Here is a 22738-nt window from a genome sequence, read left to right as displayed (position 1 = left end):
GTCCCCGATCGCCGAACCTCCGAAAGGACGTCATGAGTACCGACGTGTCCAGCACCAGCGCGGCGACGCGCAGCGACGACCCCCGGGTCGCCGAGCTCGTCGCCAGCATGACGCTGGAGGAGAAGCTCGCCCAGCTGGTGGGGCTGTGGGAGGGGCGGGGCGGCTCCGGGGAGGGCGGCGACGTCGCCCCCATGCAGGACGCGATGCAGGACGAGCAGAGCGAGTTCGAGGCGTTCGCCGAGCACGGGCTCGGCCAGGTGACGCGCGCGTTCGGCACCACGCCGATCGACCCGGTGGAGGGCGCCAGGACCCTGGCGGCCAAGCAGCGCTGGCTCACCGAGAACACCCGGCTGGGCATCCCCGCGCTGGTCCACGAGGAGTGCCTCACCGGGCTCGCCGCGTGGAAGGCCACCACCTTCCCGGCACCGCTGTCCTGGGGCGCGAGCTTCCACCCCGAGCTGGTGGAGGAGATGGGCGCGGCGATCGGGCGCTCCATGGCGAGCCTCGGGGTCCACCAGGGCCTCGCCCCGGTGCTCGACGTCGTCCGCGACGCCCGCTGGGGCCGGGTCGAGGAGTGCATCTCCGAGGACCCCTACGTCGTGGGCACGATCGCCACCGCGTACGTCCGCGGCGTCCAGAGCACCGGCGTGGTCGCCACGCTCAAGCACTTCGTCGGGTACTCGAACTCCCGCGCAGGCCGCAACCTGGCGCCGGTGCACGCCGGGCCGCGCGAGGTCACCGACGTCCTGCTGCCCCCGTTCGAGATGGCCGTGCTCGACGGCGGTGCCGGTTCGGTGATGAACTCCTACGCCGAGATCGACGGCATCCCGGTCGCCGCCGACGCCGGGTTGCTCACCGGTGTGCTGCGGGAGCGGTGGGGCTTCGAGGGCACGGTGGTGGCCGACTACTTCGCGGTCGCCTTCCTGCACACCCTGCACGGCGTGGCGGCCGACCTGGGTGACGCCGCGGCGCAGGCCCTCGCGGCCGGTATCGACGTCGAGCTGCCCACCGGCACCGCCTACCTGGCGCCGCTGGCCGCGAAGGTGCGCGCCGGCGAGCTGCCCGAGGAGCTGGTCGACCGCGCCGTGCACCGCGTCCTGGACCAGAAGGCCCGGCTCGGCCTGCTCGACGCGGTCTTCGACGAGACCCGCGTGGACGCCGGGATCGACCTCGACCCGCCGGAGCACCGGGCGCTCGCCGCCCGGCTGGCGGAGGAGTCGGTGGTGCTGCTCGGCAACAACGGCATCCTGCCGCTGGACCCGGGAACCGCGAGCCGGATCGCCGTGGTCGGCCCGAACGCCGACGACACGGCGGCGCTGTTCGGGTGCTACAGCTTCGTCAACCACGTGATCGCCCTGCACCCCGGCACGGAGCTGGGCTTCGACGTCACCACGGTGCTCGACGCGCTGCGGGCCGAGCTGCCGGCGGCGACCGTCGACTACACCCGCGGCAGCGACGTCGACACCGCCGACACCACCGGGTTCGCCGCCGCCGTGGCCGCCGCCCGCGAGGCGGAGCTGTGCGTCGCCGTGGTCGGCGACCGGGCCGGCCTCTTCGGCCGGGGCACGTCGGGCGAGGGCTGCGACGCCGAGTCGCTCGACCTGCCCGGCGTGCAGCGCCAGCTCGTCGAGGCGCTGCTCGACACCGGCACCCCGGTCGTCCTCGTGCTCCTGACGGGCCGGCCGTACGCCGTCGGATGGGCCCTGGACCGGTGCGCCGCTGTCGTCCAGGCGTTCTTCCCCGGCGAGGAGGGCGCGGCCGCGATCACCGGGGTGCTCTCCGGGCGGATCAACCCGTCGGGGCGGCTGCCGGTCACCCTGCCGCGCTCGGTCGGTGCCCAGCCCTACAGCTACCTGCACCCCAAGCTCGGGGGTGCCAGCTCGGTGAGCAACATCGACACCGAACCGGTGCGCCCGTTCGGCTTCGGGCTGTCCTACACCTCGTTCGAGCACGCCGACCTGCGTGTCGCCGCGCAGCAGGTGCCGACCGACGGGGCGATCGAGGCCACCTGCCGGGTCACCAACGCCGGTGACCGGGCGGGCACCGAGATCGTCCAGCTGTACGCCACGGACGTCGTCGCGGCGGTGACGCGCCCCGTGGTGCAGCTGCTCGGCTACGCCCGCGTCGACCTCGAGCCGGGCGAGAGCGTCGAGGTGACGTTCGACGTGCCCACCCAGCGGCTCGCGTTCAGCGACCGGCGCATGGTTCGGGTGGTCGAGCCCGGTGCGATCGACCTCTTCGTCGGCACCAGCTGCGAGACCCCGGTGCTCACGGGCGCAGTGGAGCTGACCGGCCCGGTGCACGAGGTGACCACGGCCGACCGCAGGATGGTCGAGGTGGCGATCACCCGCAGCTGACCAGGCTCCCCTGCTCCACGTCCGCTCCCTCCGACAGCGGCGGCGGCTCGCCTCAGAAGCGGCCGCCGCCGCCACGGCGGCCCCGCGTCGCGGACCCACCGAAGCTGGCCGGCCGCCGGCCGCCGCCGCGACCGCCGCCGCCGCGGTGGCCACCGCTCGCTCCGGCCAGGATCCCGCCGAGGATCAGGCTGCCCAGGTCGAGGCCGCCTGCCCCGGTCATCGACGGCGACGGCGCGGACCAGCGGGAGACGTCGGCCTGGGCGAGCCGCAGGGCCTCCTGCGCGAGCGCGTCGGCCTGCTGGGCCTCGCGGAGCGCCACGACGGGATCGCCGCCGCCGGCCTGCTGCAGGTGCCGCTGCGCCTCGGCGAGCCGGGTGCGCGCCTCCGTGCCGACGGCGCCCCGGCGGGTCGCGATGAAGTCGCCCGCCGCCGCCACGCCGGATCGTGCGGTGAGCAGGGTCTGGTCGAGAGCGGCAGCGGCCCGCCGCGCCCGTTCCTCGGCCATCCGTGCCTGGTCGAGGCCCTGGTCCAGCGCCGTGGCGGCTTCGTCGAGCAACCGGAGCGCGGAGATCGGGTCGGGTTCCGCAGCGTTCGCCATCCGGTCGGCGGCGGCCACTGTGGCCTCCGCCCTGGCGACGATCGCCGCCAGCCCGCCGGCCGTGACCGTGGCGGCGAGGGCTCTCGCCTCGGCGAGATCCTGCATCACCTCAACCCGGGCGCCCGGAACGCGCGCCACCGCGTCGGTGAGCTCGGCCTCCAGCCGCCCGATCCCGTCGAGCAGCGTCCCGGCCTGGGTGACCGCGTCCTCAGCGGCCCGGCCGGACACCACGGCGGCAGCAGGCCCGGGTGGCCCGGCGAGCTCGGTGTTCGCCTCGTCGAGCTCCGCTCCCGCGGCGGCGAGCAGCTGCCGGGCCTGGGCGAGGTTGCCGGCCACAGGGGTCAGCGCGGACGGTGCGTAGCGTCCCTGCAGACCGGTCCAGACCGTCTCGGTGCCGGGCAGCCGTGCCGTCACGGCATCGAGGCGGCCGCCGAGTCCGGCGACGTACTCCGGGGCTCTCGCCTCGAGGTCACGCAGCCGGTCGAAGGCCTCGACCTGGGCGTCCAGCCGCTCGTCGGCGGTCCGGCAGCCCCTGATGATGGCCGCGTACATCGCGCGCTTCGCGGCCTCGTCCTCCGGCTGGTCGTCGTCGAGCCGCTGGCGGACCTCGAACGCCGCCAGCATCTCTGCGCGCGACTGCTCCAGCGCGGCCGAGAACTCGGCCACCGCGGCGTCGCCGAAATGCGCCCGGGCGGCCGACAGCTCCTGCTCCGAGGTGCGCACCGCGTCGTCCACCTCGATGAGTGCGGTGCTGGCGCGGTAGGCGAGGTCGTCGCTGGAGACGTTCCCGAACTCCTCGTCGCGCGCCGCCGGCGTGGGCGAGGCCCCGGCCACCGACGGTTCGGCCGGTGTCCTCCTCCGTCGCCGCGCCAGCGCGTACGCGCCGCCACCGACCACGACGGCGCCGCCGACGACCAGGAGACCGACCGGTACCCCGCCTCCGGCCGAGGCGTCCGCGGTGCGCAGCCCGTTCGCGAGGGCGACCGCCGCTCCCGCCCAGTCGTTCGCGGCGAGGCGCGGCTCGACGTCGGTCCGGCGGATGTCGTCCGTCGTGGACTCCGGCAGCGGGAACCCGTCGGCGATCGAGACGTAGTAGGCGCGGTCGTCGGTGGCCACTGCGAGGAGGACGTCCTCCGAGCCGAGCTGGGACAGCTGGGCGGCCTGGTCGGCCCAGTCCTGCGGGGCGGCACCGTCGAACGAGTCGACGTAGACCACGAAGAGGTCGATGCCGTCCTGGGTGCGCAACTGCTCGATCGCCCCCGTGACCTGCGCCGTCTGCCCGGGGGTGAGTACGGCCGCCTCGTCGGTCACCCGGTCGACCAGGCGGAACGGCGGCTCGGCCGGCGCCACGCCCGCGCCGCCGAGCAGCAGCGCAACCAGCACTGCCGGGATGGCGAACAACCTGCGCACGGCGACCTCCGCGGCTCGGGGACGGTGCCATCATGTCGCGTCACCTCGGTCCGGCAGGTCCACATGCCGTGGATTGGCCATGGTCGCTCGCGCGGAAGCACCGAGGATGGAGGCCATGGCCGTCGTCGATCTCCGTCCGCTCCCTGTCCATCGGCAGCCGGCCCGGCGTATCCCGCAGCTGCTGATCGGGCTGGCCCTCTACGGCACCAGCATGGCGATGCAGATCCGTGGGGCGCTCGGGCTCAACCCCTGGGACGTGCTGCACGAAGGGCTCACCGAGCAGACGCCGATCGGCTTCGGCGCCATGACCGCGGTCACGGGCGTGCTGGTGCTGCTGCTGTGGATCCCGCTGCGCCAGCGTCCCGGGCTCGGCACGGTGGCGAACGTCGTGGTGATCGCGGTCGTGGTCGACGTGGCACTGGCGGTGATCCCGGCGCCGTCGGCACTGCCGGCCCGGATCGGGCTGCTGGTGGGCGGCGTCGTCCTCAACGGGGTGGCGACTGCGGCGTACGTGGGCGCGCGGCTGGGCCCCGGTCCGCGGGACGGGCTGATGACGGGGCTGGCGGCCCGCACCGGCCGGTCGGTACGTCTGGTTCGTTCCGCCATCGAGGTGATGGTGCTCACAGCGGGCTGGTTGTGCGGTGGCACCGTCGGTGTGGGCACCGTGTTGTACGCGCTGGCGATCGGCCCTCTCACACAGGTGTTCCTGCCGCTCCTGGCGGTGCGGGACGGTCGTGGGGTGCCGGGGGATTCCTGATTCGGGCCTGGGTGTGGCCTCGGGAGCGGCCGGGAGGTGGCCTCTACGCTTTTGTTGAAGGCTCAGTGATGGGCCTGCCAAGGGCCGCAAGGCGCCGGACACGCCGACCTTCGACCCTCTCAGCGATCGCCAAGGAGATCTGTATGAAGATCGGTTTCGGGCTTCCGAACCAGGTGCGCAACGTCCGCCCCGAGACGATTCCGCAGTTCGCGTCCGCCGCGGAGCAGGCCGGTTTCTCCACGCTCGGCACCGTGGGCCGCTACGCCTACCCGGGCGTGAGCGACACGATCACCCTCGCCGCGGCGGCAGGCGCCACGAAGACCATCGGGCTGTTCAGCCACGTCATGCTCGCGCCCGTGTGGCCCGGTGAGCTGCTGGCCAAGGAGCTCGCCGGCATCGACGGCGTGTCGGGTCACCGGCTCACCGTCGGGATCGGCGTCGGTGGGCGTCCGGACGACTTCGCCGTGGACGGTTTCGGCATGAGCGGTCGCGGCAAGCGGATGGACCGCGACCTCGAGGTCTACCGCAGCGTCTGGAAGGGCGAGCCGGTCGGCGGTGGCACCAACCCCGCCGTGCCCGCAGGCACCCGTGAGATCCCGCTGATCTTCGGCGGTGGGAGCCCGGCGGCGTACGCCCGGATGGCGCGCGAGGGAGTCGGGTACGTCGGCGGTTCGATGCCGGCGTCCATGGTCGCGCCGTCCTTTGAGGCCGCCCGTGCGGCGTGGAAGGAAGCGGGCCGTTCCGGCGACCCGCGCATCGTCGGAATCGGCTACGTCAACCTCGGCGCCGAGGACGAGGGGCGCAACAACGTCCGGGACTACTACAGCTTCCTGGGCGATGACGTCGCGAACCTCATGGGCGGCGCCGTCTCCGCCACGCCGGAGGCGATCAAGGAGGCCGTCAAGGCCTACGAGGACCTCGGGGCCGACGAGTTCATCCTCATCGCGACCACCGATGACACCGACGAGGTGAGCCGGCTGGCCGAGATCGTCTTCTGACGGTCCCGCGGGGAGCCGCAGCAAGTTCAGGAAAGCCACTTTCCTGCCCTGTGAGGGCCTGAAAGTGGCTTTCCTGAACTTCGGGTCAGTGCGCGACCACCACGGCCTCGCTCGCCGTCGACGGCTCCAGGTCCTCCAGTCGCCAGGGCCGGACGACGGTGACGAGGACGACCAGCGACAACACCAGGCCGCCCGCGACGACGAGGCTCATCCCCACGGCGTTGTTGCCGAGCACGCCCACCAGCGGGGAGACGAGCGCGCCGACGCCGAACTGCACCGCGCCCAGGAGGGCGGCGGCTGTGCCTGCGGTCTCGCCGTGGCGCGACAGCGCGACGGCCGGGGCGTTGGGCAGCGCGAGCCCGACCGCGAACAGCACCAGCCACAGGGCGAGCAGCACGCCGAGAAGCCCGTCGAGGTCGAGCAGGGCGACACCGAGCAGGAGCAGCCCCGCCGCCGCGCCCACGGCCACCGCGGTGAGCAGCAACTGCCGGGGCTCGAAGCGGCGCAGCAGCACCGGGTTCAGCTGGGTGGCGGCGATCAGCCAGATCGCGCCGCTGCCGAAGATCAGCCCGAACTGCTGCTGGCTGACGCCGTACTGCTCCTGGAAGACGAACGACGCGCCGGAGACGTAGGCCAGCACGGCCGACAGGGCGAGCCCGGCGACGAGCACGAGGCCGACGAACGTGCGGTCGCGGAACAGCCCCCCGTAGGTGCGCAGCGTCCCGAGCACGCCGTCGGTCTGGCGGTGTTCCGGCGGCAGCGTCTCCGGCAGGGAGCGCGCCGCGACCGCGATGAGCACCAGCCCGAGGATCGCCAGCAGGGCGAAGATCCCGCGCCACGAGGTGAAGTGCAGGATGAACCCGCCGAGGGTCGGGGCGATCACCGGCGACACCCCCATCACCAGGATCAGCCGCGAGAGCAGCGTCGCCGCCGCGCGGCCGGAGTAGAGGTCGCGCACCATCGCCAGCGCGATGACGGCGCCCGCAGCCGCACCGAGACCCTGGAGCAGGCGCAGGCCGCCCAGCACCTCGATGGTGGGTGCGATCAGGGAGAGGGCCGAGGCGAGCACGTGCACCGCGGTGCCGATCAGCAGCGGGGTGCGCCTGCCGTACCGGTCCGACAGCGGGCCGACGACCAGCTGCCCCAGCCCGAGCCCGAGCAGGGTGCCCGTGAGCGTCAGCTGGACGATGGTCGGCGTCGCGTGCAGCTCGGTGCCGATGGTCGGCAGCGCGGGCAGGTACATGTCGATGGTGAGCGGTCCGAGCGCGGTGAACGCGCCCAGGACCAGGACGAGCCGAAGCCGCTTCCCCCGGGTGTCCGGTACGGCCGTCGGGACACGATCGGGAGCTAGTGTCACGCAGGGCTGAAATGCGGCGGGCGGGAGGACTGTTCCCGCTCGGCGATCAGGTGTGATTCAGCTCATTGGTGGTCAGTAGCGCCAGCGCAGCCCGGCCAGCACGTCGTCGGGGGAACGGCCGTCGGCGGCCGCGGCGTCGGAACGCCGGACGGCGAGGAAGGCGCCCAGCAGCTCCTCGCCGAGCACGGCCGTGACGCGCGGGGTGGTGCGGAGCGCGTCCTCCTGCTCCGCCTGCGTGGACGGAAGCGCGGCGACCCCCCGCGCGGCGCGTTCCTCCGCGCTCCACGAGCCCGGATCGGACTGGACGGGCGGGTCGAGCCGTAGCCCTTCCGCCACCCCGGCCGCCCCGGCGGCGAGCAGCGCGGCCACCGCGAGATAGGGGTTGGCCGATGCGTCGGACGTCTTGAGCTCGATGTTCGCGTGGTCGTTCCCGAGCAGCGAGGTGCCCGGCACGTAGCGCAGCGGCGCCTCCCTGTTCTCGACGCCCCACACCGCGTACACCCCGGCGAAGAACCCGGGACGCAGCCGGGCCAGCGACCCGATGCTGGGAGCGCTGATCGCCGCGATGGCGGGCAGGTCCCGCAGGAGCCCGGCGACGTAGGCGGCGCCGTCGGCGCCGGGGCCCTGCGCCGTGCCGGCGAGGAGGTTGCGCCCGTCGCGCCACAGGGAGCTGTGGATGTGCCAGCCGTTACCGGCGGCGGCCGTCGCCGGGAGCGGCGCGAAACTCAGCCGCAGCCCGTGCCGCCGGGCGGCCGCGCGCAGTGTCTGGCGGGCGAGCAGCTGCCGGTCGGCCGCGGTGACGGGGTCGGTCGCGGCCAGGGACAGCTCCATCTGGGCCGGCCCGTACTCGGCGTGCAGCTGCCCGATCTCCAGCCCGTTGGCGGCGAAGTCGCGCAGCACGTCCGCCACGAACCCGTCGACCGCGACGAGCGCGTGCGGGCTGTACGCCGCCCCGGGGTGGGCGGGCACCAGCTCGTCGGGGCCGCCCTCCGCGTAGACCCCGAACTCCATCTCGTACCCGACGAGCGCGGTCAGCCCGGCTGCCGCGAGCGCCTCGACCTGCCGCTCCAGCACCGCGCGCTGGTCGTAGGGCCACGGGCCGCCGTCGGCGTCGACGAGCCGTCCCGGCGTCCACGCCAGCGCGGGCTGCCCGGCGAGCCGCACCAGCCGCTCGAGCACCGGCACGAGCCGGACGTCCCCCGAGGGCGTGGAGAGGCCCTCGTGGGCGAACGTGATCGCGTCGGAGCTGTCGAACACCGCGAACAGCGGGGTGACGCCCACGCCCACCTCGGCCACCCGGGGCAGCGCGGCGACGGGCACGATGCGCGCTCGCGGGATCCCGTTGTTGTCCGCCCAGCTGATCGTCACGCCGGCGACTCCCGCGTCGGAGAGCGCCGTGGTGACGCCTCGGACGTCGAGCGGTACGTCGGAAGAGGTCATGGCGGGCACGATCCTCCGCCGCCGCGCCGCGCGCCAACACCGCCGCACTAGCGTGGCGATCATGCGGATCGACGAGCTCCCCACACCCGCGTTGCTGGTCGAGCGGGCGGCGCTGGAGGCCAACCTCGACACGATGAGCGCCGCGCTCCCCGGGGCCCGGCTGCGCCCGCACGTGAAGGCACACAAGTGCACGGCGCTGGCCCATCGGCAGCATGCCAACGGCCACGCCGGGTTCACGTGCGCCACGGTGCGGGAGTGCGAGGTGATGGCCGCCGCGGGCCTCGGTGCGGACCTGCTGCTGGCCAACGAGGTGCTCGACACCCGCAGGCTCGGCGCGCTCGTGCGCGATGGAGCGCGGGTCACCGTCGCCGTCGACTCGCCGGAGACGGTCGTCGCGGCCGCGGCGGGTGGCGTGCGCGAGGTGCTGGTCGACGTGAACGTCGGACTGCCCCGGTGCGGCTGCCCGCCCGAGCGGGCCGGTGAGCTGGCCGACACGGCCCGCCGCGCCGGGCTCGAGGTACGCGGGGTCATGGGTTACGAGGGCCACCTCATGCTGGTGGCCGATCCGGCCGACCGGGCGCGGATGACCGGGGACGCCATGGCGCTGCTGACGGCCGCCGCAGCCGACGTGGGCGGCGAGATCATCAGCGCCGGCGGGACCGGCACGTATGTGGCCAACACCTGGGCCACCGAGATCCAGGCCGGCTCCTACGCGCTCATGGACACCGCCTACGGGGCCGTCGTGCCGTTCGGGCAGGCGCTGTCGGTGCTCGGCACGGTCGTGTCCGTTGCGGCCACGCATGCCGTGGTCGACGTGGGGCTCAAGTCGCTCGGCATGGACCACGGCCTGCCCACGATCGCCGACGCCCAGGTGTGGTTCTGCTCCGACGAGCACACGACGTTCGCCCCGGAGACACCCGTGCGGGTCGGTGACCGCATCCGGGTGCTCCCGGCGCACGTCGACCCGACCGTGGTCCTGCACGAGCGGATGCACCTCGTGGACGGTGACGTGGTCGTGGAGACCTGGGCCGTCGACATGCGGGGGTGGTGACCGCCCGGCGCTATACCGTGGGGGGATGCTGGTCGAGCGGATGCGTGCCCACACGTCCACGATCTTCGCCGAGATGTCGGCGCTCGCACTGCGGACCGGGGCGATCAACCTCGGCCAGGGGTTCCCCGACACCGACGGACCACCCTCGCTGCTCAGCGACGCCGCGGCCAACATCCATGGCGGGCTCAACCAGTACCCGCCGGGCATCGGCGTCCCTGAGCTGCGCTCCGCGGTGGCCGAGCACCAGCGCCGGTTCTACGGCCTCGACGTCGACCCCGACACGGTGCTCATCACCACCGGGGCCACCGAGGCGATCGCCGCCGCCGTGCTCGCGCTGTGCGGACCCGGCGACGAAGTGGTCACGTTCCAGCCCTACTACGACTCCTACGCGGCCACGATCGCGCTGGCCGGGGCCGAGCTCCGGGCGGTGGCGCTGCGGCCCCCGTCGTTCGGGTTCGACCCCGACGAGCTGCGCGCCGCGTTCTCCAGCCGCACCCGTCTCGTGCTCGTGAACACCCCGCACAACCCGACGGGCACCGTGTTCGACCGCGAGCAGCTCACCCTGATCGGCGAGCTCGCCGCCGAGCACGACGCCGTCGTCGTCACCGACGAGGTGTACGAGCACATGGTCTACGACGGCCGCGCCCACGTGCCGATGGCGACGCTGCCGGGCCTGGCCGACCGCACGCTGACCATCTCGTCGGTCGGCAAGACGTTCTCCGTCACCGGGTGGAAGGTCGGGTGGGTGAACGGGCCGGCCGAGCTGGTCCACGCGGTCCGCGCGGTCAAGCAGTTCCTCACCTACGTCAGCGGCGCGCCGTTCCAGCCCGCGATCGCCGCCGCGCTCGCGCTGCCCGACTCCTTCTACAGCGGGCTGGCCACCGATCTGCAGCGCAAGCGGGACCTGCTCTCCGACGGGCTGCGCGAGGCCGGCTTCACCGTGTTCGACACGGCAGGCACGTACTTCGTGGTCACCGACGTCACGGCGCTCGGCTTCACCGACGGCGCAGAGTTCTGCTGGACCCTGCCCGAGCGGATCGGCGTGGCCGCGGTACCGGTGTCGGTGTTCTGCGCCGACCCCGATCTGGGACGGTCGCTGGTGCGCTTCGCGTTCTGCAAACGCGACGAGGTGCTCGAGGAAGCGGTCTCCCGGCTGGCCGCGCTGCGGACGGAGGTGCGGGCATGAAGGCGTACGGGTTCACCGCGTTCGGCGGTCCCGAGAACGAGACGATGCTCGACGTGCCGGTGCCCGTACCCGGACCGGGCGAGCTGCTGGTCCGCGTGCGGGCCGCCGGGGTCAACCCGGGCGACTGGAAGCTGCGCGACGGCGGCTACGGCGACATCACGCTGCCTGCCGTGCTCGGCCGCGAGGTCGCGGGCACCGTCGTGGAGACCGGCCCGGACGTCGACGGTTTCGCCGTCGGTGACGAGGTGTTCGGCGGCAACCCCGGCATGGTCGGCGGGTGGGCCGAGTTCGCGCTCGTGACAGCGTCGTTCGCTGCGCACCGTCCTGACGGTGTCACCCCTGCCGACGCCGCGGCGCTCCCCGTGGCCGCGGCCACCGGCTACGACGCGCTGACCGGGCTCGACCTGCCACCCGGCTCGACCTTGCTGGTCAACGGCGCAGGCGGCGGGGTGGGGGTGCCGACCCTGCAGCTCGCCCGCGCCCGCGGGCTCGTCGTCATCGGCACGGCGAGCCCGGGCAAGCACGACCTCGTGGCCTCCCACGGCGCCGTCCCCGTGGCGTACGGGGACGGGGTGGCCGAGCGCGTCCGCGCCGCCGCGCCCCAGGGCGTCGACGCGGTGTTCGACACCGTCGGCGGCGACGCGTTGCGTGCGGTGGCCGAGCTGCTGGCCGACCGCTCCAAGCTGGTCACGATCGCCGACCGGCCGCTGGCGGCGCAGCTGGGTGGGAGCGGAGTGGAGCGGGATCGCAGCACCGCTGTGCTCACCGCGCTCGTGCAGCTCGTCGCCGACGGGGCGCTCGACCCGCACGTCACCGAGATCCGCCCCCTCGACGAGGCCGGTGCCGCACTCGCGACGGTCGAAGCCGGGCACACCACCGGCAAAGTGGTGATCCAGGTCGGCTGAGGGCTTGCCGGCGGGGTAAGCGCGATTTCGCCCGCCCGCCGCTTCATGATCGGCCGGATGGAGCTGTTCCGGAGCCAGGACGCGCCGTAGGGTTCGCTCGCCCGGTGTGATCGGCTCGGGAAGCCGCCCCCCCCGTGCTGCCCGCACGGTCCTGCGGACCGCCGCACCGGGCTCCGGCTCCCCTCGACACCGCGTGCTCCCGCTGGACGGTCCGCGCTCCCCGCCCGGTCCCGCTCGGCCGATCCCAACGGGCGCACGGCCCTTCCCTCGACGACCCCGAACCCCGGAGGACGACAGTGCCCACCGACCGGCTGACCATGCGTGAGCGGGCCGCCTTGCTGGCCCTGATGGCCGAGGCCCGCGAGCTGACGAACGCGGAGCTGCGCACCGCGGCCGGCTTCACCCTGGACGGGACGCCCCGACGCCGGCTGAACGAGCAGAAGCTGGTGACCTCACGCAAGGTCGGCCGCAGCTTCGCCCACGAGCTGACCGACGACGGCTGGGCGTGGTGCACCGCGGAGCTGTCCGCACAGCGCCCGGATCGGGCGGGCTACCTCGGCGGGGCGTGCTACGCCCTGCTGGCCGGGCTGGGCCGGCGGGTCGCCCGGTCCGGCCAGCAGCTCTCCGACATCTTCCAGCCGGACGCCGGGAAGCAGATCCGCAGCGCGTACCTCCGCCTCGCGAAGGGTCCAGGAGCCTGGGTCGGTCTCGCCGAGCTGCGGGAAGAGCTGTTCGGCGTGTCCCGGGAGGCCGTCGACGCCGAGCTCGAACGGATGGCGAGCACCCCCGGCGTGCACGTCCAGGCCGAGTCCAACCAGAAGACACTCACCGAGGCCGACCGCGCCGCCGCCGTCCGCTTCGGCGGCGACGAGCGGCACCTGCTCATGATCGAGGCCGAATGACCGACGAGGAGCGGATGGCGCTCGCCGCCGTCCAGTTCAACTGGGCGGTCGCCCCGGACGACGTCTGGAGCCCGGTCACCCACCACGTCGACGGCCTGCACGAGCGGGTTGCGCAGTCGGTGCTGAACTCCGTGCAGGCGGCGCGCGCGAGCACCGGGGCGAGTCCGATCGGCGTCGTGCTGCAAGGCGAGCGCGGCGTGGGCAAGACGCACCTGCTGCGCTGGGTGCGCCAGCAGGTGCAGGAGAGCGACGGCTACTTCTTCCTGGTCAAGCTGCTGGAGGGGCACGAGTTCTGGCGCAGCGCCGTCCACGGGATCATCGACGGCTTCGACGCCGGGCAGGTCGACCAGCTCACCCCGTTGCTGCGCAGGCTCGCGGCGCTCGCGGGCATGTCGCCGCTGGGACAGGCGCGCATCGGGGGGACCATCCCGGTGTCCCGGACGGACCTCGACGAGCTGGTGGCCGGTCTGCGCAAGGTCGACCGGCAGATCGGGTCGGACTGCCAGAACACCCTCCGGGCGCTCGTGCTGTTCCGTGCCGACCACCCGGACGTGCAGGAGATCGGCTACGGCTACCTGACCCTCGACGGCGACGTCGAGGACGCCGCGCGCGAGGAGTGGGGCTTCCGGCCCGGCACCCGGCCGCGCCAGCTCGTGCTGCGCGACCTGTCCCGGCTGCTGGCGCTCACCGGGCCGACCGTGATCGCGGTCGACCAGATCGACGGGCTGATCAACCAGTCCGACGAGGCCACGGGGGTCGCCGCCGACGCGAAGGCGAAGCGGAACGCCCTGGTCGGCGAGATCGCCGACGGCCTGATGGAGCTACGGGAGGCGACGCGCCGCACGCTGTCGATCGTCGCGTGCATCCCGGCGTCCTGGGAGATCATCAGGGGGCACAGCGTCAACTCCGCGTCCGACCGCTTCCGGGTGTCGGTGCTGCAGGGCGCGATGCCCGACTCGGACATCGCCACCGCGCTGGTCGCGCAGCACCTCAGCAGCTGGTACGCCGAGATCGGGTTCACCCCGCCGTACGACACGTGGCCGGTCCGGCCGTCGGCCTTCACCGGTCCGGGCGTGCGGAACTTCACGCCGCGGCGCCTGCTGCAGCGCGTCGACTCCCACATCCGTGACTGCCTCGACTCCGGCGAGGTGCGCGAGCTGGAGGAGCTCACCGAGCCGGTGATCGGTCCCGGGCCGGTAGGGCCGACCGACGACGTGGTCCTGCAGGTGATGGACGCCTGGTTCGCCCGGCTGCGCGAGGAGGCCGACGTCGCGCGCCCGCTGCACCAGGACAGCGAGGACGAGCGGATGCCGGCCCTGCTGACCGCGGGCCTGAGTGCCTACATCGCGGAGTTCGGGGAGAGCGGGCAGCTGCTCGTGGTGGACCAGGCGCGCGGACGCAAGCCCGCGCTGCACGCCCGGCTCCGGCGCACCCTCGACGAACAGACCGAGGACGAGATCCACGTCGCGTTCCGGGCGATCGCCCACCAGCATCCCCGCGCCGTGCAGAGCCGGATCGGCTCGGCGCGGACGGAGTCGGGCGTGGGGGCGGGCGGGGACAAGCGCACGCTCGTGGTGATCCGCAACGCGCCGTGGCCGAGCGGCCCGGTGACGGCGCGGGTCGTCACCGAGCTGGAGGAGCTGGGCGGGATCGTCGTCCCGATCAGCGAGGCCGACCTGCGCACCTTCGCGGCGCTGGAGGTCATGCAGCGCCCCCAGAAGCCGGGGTTCCTGGAATGGCTCGCCGCCCGCAGGCCCGCCGGATCGACCGAGCTCTTCCGGCGCACGCTGGCCGGCGCCGCGCCCGTCCCGTCGGAGGTCGTGCCCGCACCGGTGCCGCCTCCGCTGGTCGTCGAGCCGCCGCACGAGCAGGCCGTCGACGACCCAGAGGAGACCGGTGAACGTCCGGAACCCCCGGCGGCATGGCGCCCCAGCCCCGTGCCCCGGCCCCGGGTACCGACCGTGCCGGTCGGCCGGTCCGCCGCCGACCAGCGCGACGTGCACGTGCCGCTCGAGTCGCTGCGCAAGCACACCGTCGTCTTCGCCGGATCGGGGTCGGGGAAGACGGTGCTGCTGCGGCGGCTGGTCGAGGAGTGCGCGCTGCACGGGGTGTCGGCGATCGTGCTCGACCCCAACAACGACCTGGCCCGGCTGGGCGACGCGTGGCCGGAGCCGCCGGACAACTGGCGCGACGGTGACGGCGAGAAGGCCGCGGCCTACCTCGACCAGACCGAGGTGGTCGTGTGGACGCCCGGTCGTTCGAAGGGCCGGCCGCTGTCGTTCCAGCCGCTCCCGGACTTCGCCGCCGTCCTCGGTGACGACGACGAGTTCGCGATCGCGGTCGGTGCCGCCGTCGCGAGTCTCGCTCCCCGGGCGCAGCTGACCGGGCGGAAGGTCGAGTCGGGCCGGGCGGTGCTGCGGGAGGTCCTCACCTACTACGCGGGCCACGGCGCCTCGTCCCTCGGCGGGTTCATCGACCTGCTCGGCGACCTGCCCGATGGCATCAGCGGGCTGCGCAACGGCCAGAAGCTCGCCGCGGAGATGGCGGAAGCGCTGACGGCGGCCATGATCAACGACCCGCTGTTCGGCGGATCCGGGGAGAAGGCCGACCCCTCGGTGCTGCTCACCCCGCGGGAGGGGAAGCGGGCGCGCATCTCGGTGATCAGCTTCGTCGGCCTGCCCTCCGACGAGCAGCGCCAGAGCTTCGTCAACCAGCTCCAGATGGCGCTGTTCTCGTGGGTGAAGGCGAACCCGGCGGGGGACCGGCCGCTCGGTGGGCTCTTCGTGATGGACGAAGCGCAGACGTTCGCGCCGTCGGGGGCGATGACCGCCTGCACCGAGAGCACCATCTCCCTGGCCTCGCAGGCACGGAAGTACGGGCTCGGGCTGGTGTTCGCCACGCAGGCGCCCAAGGGCCTGCACAACCGCATCCCGGGCAACGCCGCCACGCAGTTCTTCGGGTTCCTCAACTCCGGCGCCCAGATCAACGCCGCCACCGAGCTCGCCAGGGCCAAGGGCGGCCACGTGAGCGACATCTCGCGGCTCACGTCCGGGCAGTTCTACGTGGCGGGCGAGGGTCTGGCGTTCGAGAAGGTGCAGGAGCCGATGTGCCTGAGCCACCACCCGTCGAGCGCCCTCACCGTGGAGGAGGTCATCGCTCGCGCCGCAGCGGGGGCGGGGTGATCGTCAGACCGCCTGCGCGTCCGGCTCCTCCGACATGGGCGCCGCCGCGACCACCAGCTCGTCCATCGACAGCCTCAGCGCCCCGGCCAGCGCCGAGACCGTGAAGAACGCGGGGGTGGGGATGCGGCCCGTCTCGATCTTGCGGAGGGTCTCCGCCGAGATTCCGGCCGCGCCGGCCACATCGGCGAGGCTGCGCTCCCCCCTGGCTTCGCGGAGCAGGCGGCCGAGCCGCTCGCCGCGCTCGCGGTCGGCCGGGGTCAGGGGGACGCGCACCATGACGCCAATAGTAATACCGGTATAGTTATCCGCATGATTGAGATGAAGACCCCGGGCGAGGTGGACGCCGTCGAGGCAGCCGGGAAGATCGTGGCCGACGTGCTCACCGCCGTGCGCGAGCATGCCGCCCCCGGTGTCACGCCGCGAGAGCTCGATGCGCTCGCCGCCGAGCGGATCGCTGCCGCGGGTGCGCGCCCGACCTTCCTGGGATACCACCCGCGGTTCGCCCCGTCCCCCTACCCCGCAGTGATCTGCGCGAGCGTGAACGACGCGGTGGTGCACGGGATCCCGTCGGGACAACCGCTGCGGCCAGGGGACCTGCTCAGCGTCGACCTCGCCGTGCACCTCGACGGATGGTGCGCCGACGCCGCCTTCAGCACGGTGGTGGGTCCGGCCGACCCGCAGGACCTCGCGCTCATCGAGACCACGGAACGGGCCCTGGCCGCCGGCATCGCCGCCGCGGTGCCGGGAGCCCGGATGGGCGACGTCGCCCACGCGATCGGCTCCGTCGGACGATCGGGCGGATACGGGCTGCTGGAGGGTCACGGCGGCCACGGCGTGGGGCGGGAGATGCACGAGGCGCCGCACGTCCCGAACGAGGGCCGCGCTGGCCGCGGCCTCGTCCTGAAGCCCGGGCTGGTGATCGCGGTGGAGCCGATGTTCCACGCGGGCGGGGCCGACGCCTACCGCCCCGACCCCGACGGCTGGACGCTCCGCACCGCCGACGGGAGCCGGGCGGCCCACGCCGAGCACACCATCGCGGTCACCGACGACGGCCCCCGGGTGCTCACCGCAGGCCGCCCCACCAGCTGACCCCGCGAGTCGCCCGTTTCCGGCCCGCGAGTCGCCCGCCGGGGTCCCGCGAGTCGCCCGTTTTTCGTGCGCGAGTCGCCCGCCGGCCGCCGCGACGTCACCGCACCGACACCCGGCAACCACCGGGCGTCAGGCCAGCGCCGCCGCCACGGCGTCGCGCAGGCCGGTGCCCGGCCGCCCGAGCAGCTTCTCGAGGTCGTCGGACGGCTGCGCGAACAGGCCCGATGCGATGAGCCGGTGCACGAACGCGGCCGGCCCCAGGTCGTCGGCGGGCACCGCCCGGTAGGTGACGGGGCGCCCGGAGACCTCGCTGAGGGTGCGGGCGAGGTCGGGCACCGTCCACAGCGGGCCGCGCACCTCGTATGCCGCACCGTCGTGCTCCGGGCCGGTGAGCGTGGCCGAGGCGGCGAGGGCCAGGTCGGCGATCGTCGCGAAGTTCACCGGCTGCCCGCCGTCTGCGGCGAGCAGCTCCCCGGACTCGACGGCCGAGCGCAGCGCCGGGTTGACGAGCGCCCCCATGTAGAACGTGTTGCGCAGCAGGGTGTGTGGCACGCCGGACTCGCGGAGCAGCTTCTCGGTGGTGGTGTGGTCGGCGAGGAACCCGACGCCGTCCTGCGCCCCGATGGCGCTGGTGTAGACGATCCTGCCGACCCCGGCCGCCCGTGCCGCGTCGATCACGTTGCCGTGCTGGCGCACCCGGGTGCCCGGGGTGATGTCGGGAGAGGAGACGAACAGCAGGACGTCGGCGCCCGCGAAGGCTGTCCGGAGCGACTCGGGGTCCTCGTAGTCCCCGGCGCGGACCTCGATGCCCTGGTCGGCGAGGGTGGCGGCCTTCTGGGGGTTTCGCGCAACAGCGACGAGATCGGTGGCCGGCACGCGCATGAGCAGGTCCTTCGTGACGAGCCCGCCGAGGTTGCCGGTGACTCCGGTGACGACGATCAATCCGTACTCCTTCTACAACGCTGACGGCGACGGATCGACGGTAGGTCCCCGGTTGTCGGCCACCTGCGAAGTGGTCACCTCCCCACCGGCAGCCCCGGGGGCCGGACCGGTGCTGCCCCGCACCTCCAACCGCGGCCGGTAGGTCACGTTGTGCTGGGGCGGACCGTCCTGCAGCAACGCCCATAGCCGTTGCCATGCCTGCTCGCCGAGGTCGAACTGCGGAACGGAGGCGGTGGTGAGCGGGGGCGTGGTGTAGCGGGCGAACGGGATGTCGTCGAAGCCGACCACGGAGATCTGCTCCGGGACCGCGATGCCCAGCTCGTGCAGCCCGCTGAGCGCGCCGAAGGCCACCAGGTCGTTGTAGGCGACCACTCCGCTGGCACCGCAGGCGACCACGGCGGGGACAGCGGCCTGCCCGTCGGCGAAGCCCGATCCGCAGCGCAGTTCCACCAGCTCAGCGCCGGCGGTGTCGCACACAGCGGCGCGCAGCCCGTGCAGCCGTTCCCGGTCCGAGGAGCTGGCCTGCGGGCCCGCCAGGTAGACCAGGCGGGAGTGACCCAGCTCGAACAGATGCGCGGCCAGGTCGCGGACGCCCGCGCGGTGGTCGACCGAGAGCGACGGCACGTCGAGCCCCGGCACCTCGCGGTTCACCAGCACGACCGGCTCGAGCCGGGGAACCAGCTCGGCGAGCTCGTCGTCCGGGAGCCGGGAGGCGGCCAGGACGATGCCGTCCACCCGGCGCCGGATCTCCACGGCGAGCAGCGTCTCCTCCGCCGGGTCCTCGTTCGACTCGGCGACGATGAGGCGGTGCCCCTCCTTCGCGGCGGCCTGACCGAGCCCGCGCAGGACGCTCTGGAACACCGGGTTCGACAGGTCGGGCACGACGAACGCCACCGTGGAGGTGCGACCGAGCGCGAGGCTGCGAGCCACCGGGCTCGGGCTGTAGCCGAGGGCGGCCGCCGCGGCGCGGACGCGCTCGGCCAGCTCGGGCGCCACCGTGGCGCGTCCGTTCATCACGCGCGAGACGGTGGCTCGCGACACCCCCGCGGCCGCCGCGACCTGGCTGATCGTGGCGGCGGTCGCGTCCTCCCTCGCCGAGCCCACTGGCATCGCGCAACCCCCGGCTCAGGCGGTGACGGGCCCGGTTCCTGTAACCGGTTCCCGTGGGCACGCTAACGCCGGCCCGGGCTCACCAGGAGCGATGTCGCTCGGTTCCGTGAATGCCGCACACCGGGACGACGCCCGTGGAGATCAGGACAGGAACTGGCAGCAGTCCCGGACACGCTTCTCGTGTGACCGAGACGAGACAGCCCCCCGCCGACCTGCACGCCCTCTTCGGGTACCGCGACGCTCCGGCCGCCATCACGTGGCTCCAGCGGGCGTTCGGGTTCGAGACGACCATGTCGTTCCCGGACGAGAAGGGCGGCATCGCGCACGCCGAGCTGCGGCTGGGCGACGCCGTGGCCGTGGTGTTCAGCGACCACGACGGCTACGAGCGCCCGCCGCGCAAGGGCGACACGATGGGCTACGGGGTCTACCTCAGCGTCCCCGCCCCGGCCGACGTCGACGCGCTGTACGCCCGTGCGGTCGAGGCCGGCGCGACCACGATCTGGGCCCCGGAGCCGACGGAGTGGGGCAACTACCGCTTCCGGGTCGTCGACCCCGAGGGCTTCGAGTGGTCGTTCGGGGTGCACCGGCCCGGTGAGCCCCAGGACGAGTGGTCCGAGGAGGAGTGATCACCCGCCACCCGCTGCCCCAGTCCCGGGCGACTCGCGCGTCATGAACGGGCGACTCGCGGACGGGAAACGGGCGACTCGCGGGTCCGGACCGGGCGACTCGCGGGGGGTTTCGCGAGTCGCCCGGTTTCGCGGGGTGAGTCGCCCGGTTCTGCGGGGTGAGTCGCCCGCGGCGGGCCGCGCTCAGCCCACCGCGGCCAGGTCGGTCGGCTCCTTCTGGGACGGTGACGGGTCGGTCGGGGCGGCGTGGCTGTCCCGCTCGCCGTCGAGCAGCGGGCAGTCCAGCCACGCCTCCGGGATGCCGAACCCGTCGACCAGGGTCCTGGCCTGCGGGCGCAGCTGACCGCACAGCGTGTTGACGGCCTGCGTGACGGCCTTGGCCCGGCCCCGGCTGATGTACCCGTGCTCGACGAAGAACGCGCGGTCGCCCTCGATCACCGAGAGCGCGTACAGCCCGCGCACCTGCTCCAGCAGGCCGCGCACGGCCGGGCTCTCCACCCGGTCGACGGCGGCGGCGAAGGAGTCGAGGACGATCCGGTCGACGTGGGCCCGCGCGGCCACCAGCAGGTGGTCCTGCGCGCCGTTGAAGACGGCGAACCGGTCGGCTCCCGGGGCCAGTGCCTTGCGCATCCGTCGGGCGGCCGCGGCCAGCAGGTGCTCCTCGCGCTCGACGAGCAGCCACCTCTGGTAGGCGCGGTCGCGGAGGTCCCCGCGCCGGACGACGGCCCGCAGCCCGGTGCGCTCGGCCATCGAACCGGCCATGAGGTCGGCGGCGAACCGGGCCTTGCCCACCACGTCGAGCTTCCCGACGCGGCGGCCGTAGTCCGACAGCAGTGTCTTCGCCACCAGCTGCAGGAGGACCGTGTTGTCGCCCTCGAAGGTGGTGAACACGTCGGTGTCGGCCTTGAGCTGCGGAAGCAGGTTCTCCGCGAGGTAGCCGGCGCCGCCGCACGCCTCGCGGCAGGTCTGGATCGTGGCGGTGGCGTGCCAGGTGGCCACGGCCTTGATGCCCGCGGCCCTCGTCTCCAGGTCCCGCTGCCCCGCCTCGGTGTCGGCGTCCGAGCCGGGCTCCGCGTCGAAGGACTGCAGGTCGTGCATCTCCGACACGAGGTCGGCCTGGGCGAAGTGCAGCGCGTACGTGGTGGCGAGCGCGGGGAGCAGCTTGCGCTGGTGGACGAGGTAGTCGAGCACCACCACCTCCTCGCCGCTCTCGGGGTCGGCGAACTGCCGTCGCGTGGCGCCGTAGCGGATGGCCAGTGCGAGTGCCTTCTGCGTGGCGGCGCCCGCCCCACCCGCCACGCTGATCCGGCCGCGGACGAGCGTGCCGAGCATCGTGAAGAACCGGCGGGAGGCGCTCGTGATCGGGCTGGAGTAGGCGCCGTCCTCGGCGACGTCGGCGAAGTGGTTGAGCAGGTTCTCCCGCGGCACCCGCACGTGGTCGAAGGAGAGCCTGCCGTTGTCGACGCCGTTGAGGCCCGCCTTGCGGCCGCAGTCGCCGATCGTGACGCCGGGCAGCGCGGTGCCGTCCTCGGAGCGGATGGGCACGAGCAGGGCGTGGACCCCGTGGGAGACGCCGCCGGTGATCAGCTGGGCGAAGACGACGGCCATCCGCCCGTCGCGCGCGGCGTTGCCGATGTAGTCCTTGCGCGCGCCGGCGTCGGGGGTGTGGATGTCGAACTCCTGCGTGGCCGGGTCGTAGGTGGCCGTGGTGCGCAGGTGCTGGACGTCGGAGCCGTGGCCGGTCTCGGTCATCGCGAAGCAGCCGAGCAGGTCGCCGTCCATGATCGCGCGCAGATACTTGTCATGATGACGAGAAGTGCCCAGCACCTGGACGGCACCACCGAAGAGGCCCCACTGCACACCGGCCTTGACCAGCAGCGAGAGATCACCGTAGCCGAGCGCGGCGAACGCCGTGACCACGCCCCCGACGTCGCCCCCACCGCCGTACGCCGGGTCGAAGCCCTGGTGCGGGCGCCCGCTCTCGGCCAGCCGGCGCAGGTTCTCGGTGGTGAGTGCGCGGTACTCCTCGGTGCTCAGGTCGGCCTCGGGCGTGAGCCGCAGCTCCCCGAGCTGCGCGCGAACCTCGGCGCGGACGTCGGCCCACCGGCCGTCCAGGACGCGCCGGAGCTCGCGGGGGTCGGACGTCATGCGGGTTCCTCCTTGTGGGAAGCCTGGTCGGGAGCCTGGTGGGGAGCCACGACGCCGGAGAGCCCGGACCAGGCCAGATCGGTGAGCTGGGCGGCCAGCTCGTCGTGGGTCGTTCCCGTGGGGCGGGCCAGCCAGTTGTCGGCCGCCGCCCGGACGAGCCCGACGATGCCGTGGCCCCACGACACCGCGGCGCCGGTGTCGGAACCGGCGCGGCGCAGCTGTGCGGCGATCACGGCGGCGGCCTCGTCGCCGATGAGCGAGACGAGGTCGGCCACCGGGTCGCCGTCGAGGGCGCTGTCGACGAGTGGGCGGTGCACGACGAACCGGTAGACCTCCGGGTCGTTCTCGATCAGCCGCAGGTATGCGGCGATGCCGGCGGCGGTCTTCGCGCGGGGGCTCTCGCCGCCGGCCATCGCGGCGCGCACCTGCGCCACCAGCACCTCGGCCACCCGCTCGCAGACAGCGACGTAGAGCTGGGTGCGGTCGGTGAAGTGCCGGTAGACGACGGTCTTGCTGGTGCCCGCCCCGGCGGCGACCTCGTCCATCCCGACGCCGGCGCCGTGGGCGCGGATCGCGGCGATCGCGGCGTCGGTCAGCTCGGCACGGCGGGCGCGCCGATGGGCGTCCCACCGGCTCGTTCGCTTGTCCCGGACCGCCTTCACGGCACCGAGAGTACCGTG

General features: G+C 73.7%; 18 protein-coding genes. 10 read left to right on the top strand and 8 right to left on the bottom strand.

The annotated features are described in order from the left end of the window. Positions 1 to 32 precede the first annotated feature (32 nt). Positions 33 to 2357, top strand: a complete 2325-nt coding sequence (locus ACQPZA_RS35820) for a glycoside hydrolase family 3 N-terminal domain-containing protein (RefSeq protein WP_433276869.1) — start codon at positions 33 to 35, stop codon at positions 2355 to 2357. 52 nt (positions 2358 to 2409) lie between these two features. On the opposite strand, the gene ACQPZA_RS35815 is transcribed toward ACQPZA_RS35820, so the two are convergent. Beyond that, positions 2410 to 4365, bottom strand: a complete 1956-nt coding sequence (locus ACQPZA_RS35815) for a TPM domain-containing protein (protein ID WP_433276867.1) — start codon at positions 4363 to 4365, stop codon at positions 2410 to 2412. A gap of 115 nt (positions 4366 to 4480) precedes the next feature. Between ACQPZA_RS35815 and ACQPZA_RS35810 the strand changes: the two genes are divergently transcribed. Further along, positions 4481 to 5122: a YczE/YyaS/YitT family protein gene (locus ACQPZA_RS35810; protein WP_433276865.1), complete on the top strand. Its 642-nt coding sequence runs from the start codon at positions 4481 to 4483 to the stop codon at positions 5120 to 5122. A 143-nt stretch (positions 5123 to 5265) separates the two neighbouring features. Then, positions 5266 to 6120, top strand: coding sequence for an LLM class flavin-dependent oxidoreductase (locus ACQPZA_RS35805; protein ID WP_169399802.1), 855 nt, complete (start codon positions 5266 to 5268; stop codon positions 6118 to 6120). Between the two features lie 85 nt (positions 6121 to 6205). On the opposite strand, the gene ACQPZA_RS35800 is transcribed toward ACQPZA_RS35805, so the two are convergent. Both ACQPZA_RS35800 and ACQPZA_RS35795 read right to left on the bottom strand, forming a co-directional pair. Then, a complete protein-coding gene (locus ACQPZA_RS35800; protein ID WP_433276862.1) occupies positions 6206 to 7477 on the bottom strand; it encodes a Bcr/CflA family efflux MFS transporter in 1272 nt (423 codons plus the stop codon). Positions 7478 to 7549: 72 nt separating this feature from the next. Further along, positions 7550 to 8917, bottom strand: a complete 1368-nt coding sequence (locus tag ACQPZA_RS35795; RefSeq protein WP_433276860.1) for a glutamine synthetase — start codon at positions 8915 to 8917, stop codon at positions 7550 to 7552. A gap of 61 nt (positions 8918 to 8978) precedes the next feature. Between ACQPZA_RS35795 and ACQPZA_RS35790 the strand changes: the two genes are divergently transcribed. From ACQPZA_RS35790 to ACQPZA_RS35770, 5 genes are all read left to right on the top strand, one after another. After that, positions 8979 to 9968, top strand: coding sequence for an alanine racemase (locus tag ACQPZA_RS35790; protein ID WP_433276858.1), 990 nt, complete (start codon positions 8979 to 8981; stop codon positions 9966 to 9968). A gap of 25 nt (positions 9969 to 9993) precedes the next feature. Beyond that, a complete protein-coding gene (locus ACQPZA_RS35785; protein ID WP_433276856.1) occupies positions 9994 to 11154 on the top strand; it encodes a pyridoxal phosphate-dependent aminotransferase in 1161 nt (386 codons plus the stop codon). Continuing rightward, positions 11151 to 12059, top strand: coding sequence for an NADP-dependent oxidoreductase (locus tag ACQPZA_RS35780; protein WP_433276854.1), 909 nt, complete (start codon positions 11151 to 11153; stop codon positions 12057 to 12059). Before ACQPZA_RS35785 ends, ACQPZA_RS35780 begins: the two co-directional genes overlap by 4 nt. Before the next feature lie 296 nt (positions 12060 to 12355). Continuing rightward, positions 12356 to 12961 carry a hypothetical protein gene (locus tag ACQPZA_RS35775; protein WP_312859530.1) on the top strand — a complete coding sequence of 202 codons (606 nt, stop codon included), beginning with the start codon at positions 12356 to 12358 and terminating at the stop codon, positions 12959 to 12961. Then, a complete protein-coding gene (locus ACQPZA_RS35770; protein WP_433276852.1) occupies positions 12958 to 16143 on the top strand; it encodes a helicase HerA domain-containing protein in 3186 nt (1061 codons plus the stop codon). The genes ACQPZA_RS35775 and ACQPZA_RS35770 overlap by 4 nt, the downstream gene beginning before the upstream one ends. Positions 16144 to 16146: 3 nt before the next feature. Here the strand turns inward: ACQPZA_RS35770 and ACQPZA_RS35765 are convergent, their stop codons facing one another. Continuing rightward, entirely contained in the window at positions 16147 to 16419 is a 273-nt protein-coding gene (locus ACQPZA_RS35765; RefSeq protein WP_433276850.1) for a helix-turn-helix domain-containing protein, read from the bottom strand. 33 nt (positions 16420 to 16452) lie between these two features. Here ACQPZA_RS35765 and map point away from each other — a divergent pair, with 33 nt between their 5' ends. Next, positions 16453 to 17232, top strand: a complete 780-nt coding sequence (map, locus tag ACQPZA_RS35760) for a type I methionyl aminopeptidase (RefSeq protein ID WP_169397275.1) — start codon at positions 16453 to 16455, stop codon at positions 17230 to 17232. Positions 17233 to 17361: 129 nt separating this feature from the next. Here map and ACQPZA_RS35755 read toward each other — a convergent pair whose 3' ends face one another. Together ACQPZA_RS35755 and ACQPZA_RS35750 are read right to left on the bottom strand one after the other, a co-directional pair. After that, on the bottom strand, positions 17362 to 18174 hold the full coding sequence (locus ACQPZA_RS35755; RefSeq protein WP_433276848.1) for an SDR family oxidoreductase: 813 nt from the start codon (positions 18172 to 18174) through the stop codon (positions 17362 to 17364). Between the two features lie 12 nt (positions 18175 to 18186). Continuing rightward, a complete protein-coding gene (locus tag ACQPZA_RS35750) occupies positions 18187 to 19284 on the bottom strand; it encodes a LacI family DNA-binding transcriptional regulator (RefSeq protein WP_433276846.1) in 1098 nt (365 codons plus the stop codon). Between the two features lie 182 nt (positions 19285 to 19466). On the opposite strand from ACQPZA_RS35750, the gene ACQPZA_RS35745 reads away from it, so the two are divergent. After that, on the top strand, positions 19467 to 19910 hold the full coding sequence (locus ACQPZA_RS35745; RefSeq protein ID WP_433276844.1) for a VOC family protein: 444 nt from the start codon (positions 19467 to 19469) through the stop codon (positions 19908 to 19910). A 183-nt stretch (positions 19911 to 20093) separates the two neighbouring features. Here ACQPZA_RS35745 and ACQPZA_RS35740 read toward each other — a convergent pair whose 3' ends face one another. Both ACQPZA_RS35740 and ACQPZA_RS35735 read right to left on the bottom strand, forming a co-directional pair. Further along, on the bottom strand, positions 20094 to 22058 hold the full coding sequence (locus tag ACQPZA_RS35740; protein ID WP_433276842.1) for an acyl-CoA dehydrogenase family protein: 1965 nt from the start codon (positions 22056 to 22058) through the stop codon (positions 20094 to 20096). Next, positions 22055 to 22720, bottom strand: a complete 666-nt coding sequence (locus tag ACQPZA_RS35735; RefSeq protein ID WP_433276840.1) for a TetR family transcriptional regulator — start codon at positions 22718 to 22720, stop codon at positions 22055 to 22057. Before ACQPZA_RS35735 ends, ACQPZA_RS35740 begins: the two co-directional genes overlap by 4 nt. Positions 22721 to 22738: the final 18 nt, after the last annotated feature.

The sequence above is a fragment of the Pseudonocardia xinjiangensis genome, from assembly GCF_050948425.1.
GTDB classification, from domain to species: domain Bacteria; phylum Actinomycetota; class Actinomycetes; order Mycobacteriales; family Pseudonocardiaceae; genus Pseudonocardia; species Pseudonocardia xinjiangensis.
The sequence above is the reverse complement of the archived record's forward strand: the minus strand, read 5'-3'. Positions and strand labels throughout refer to the sequence as shown.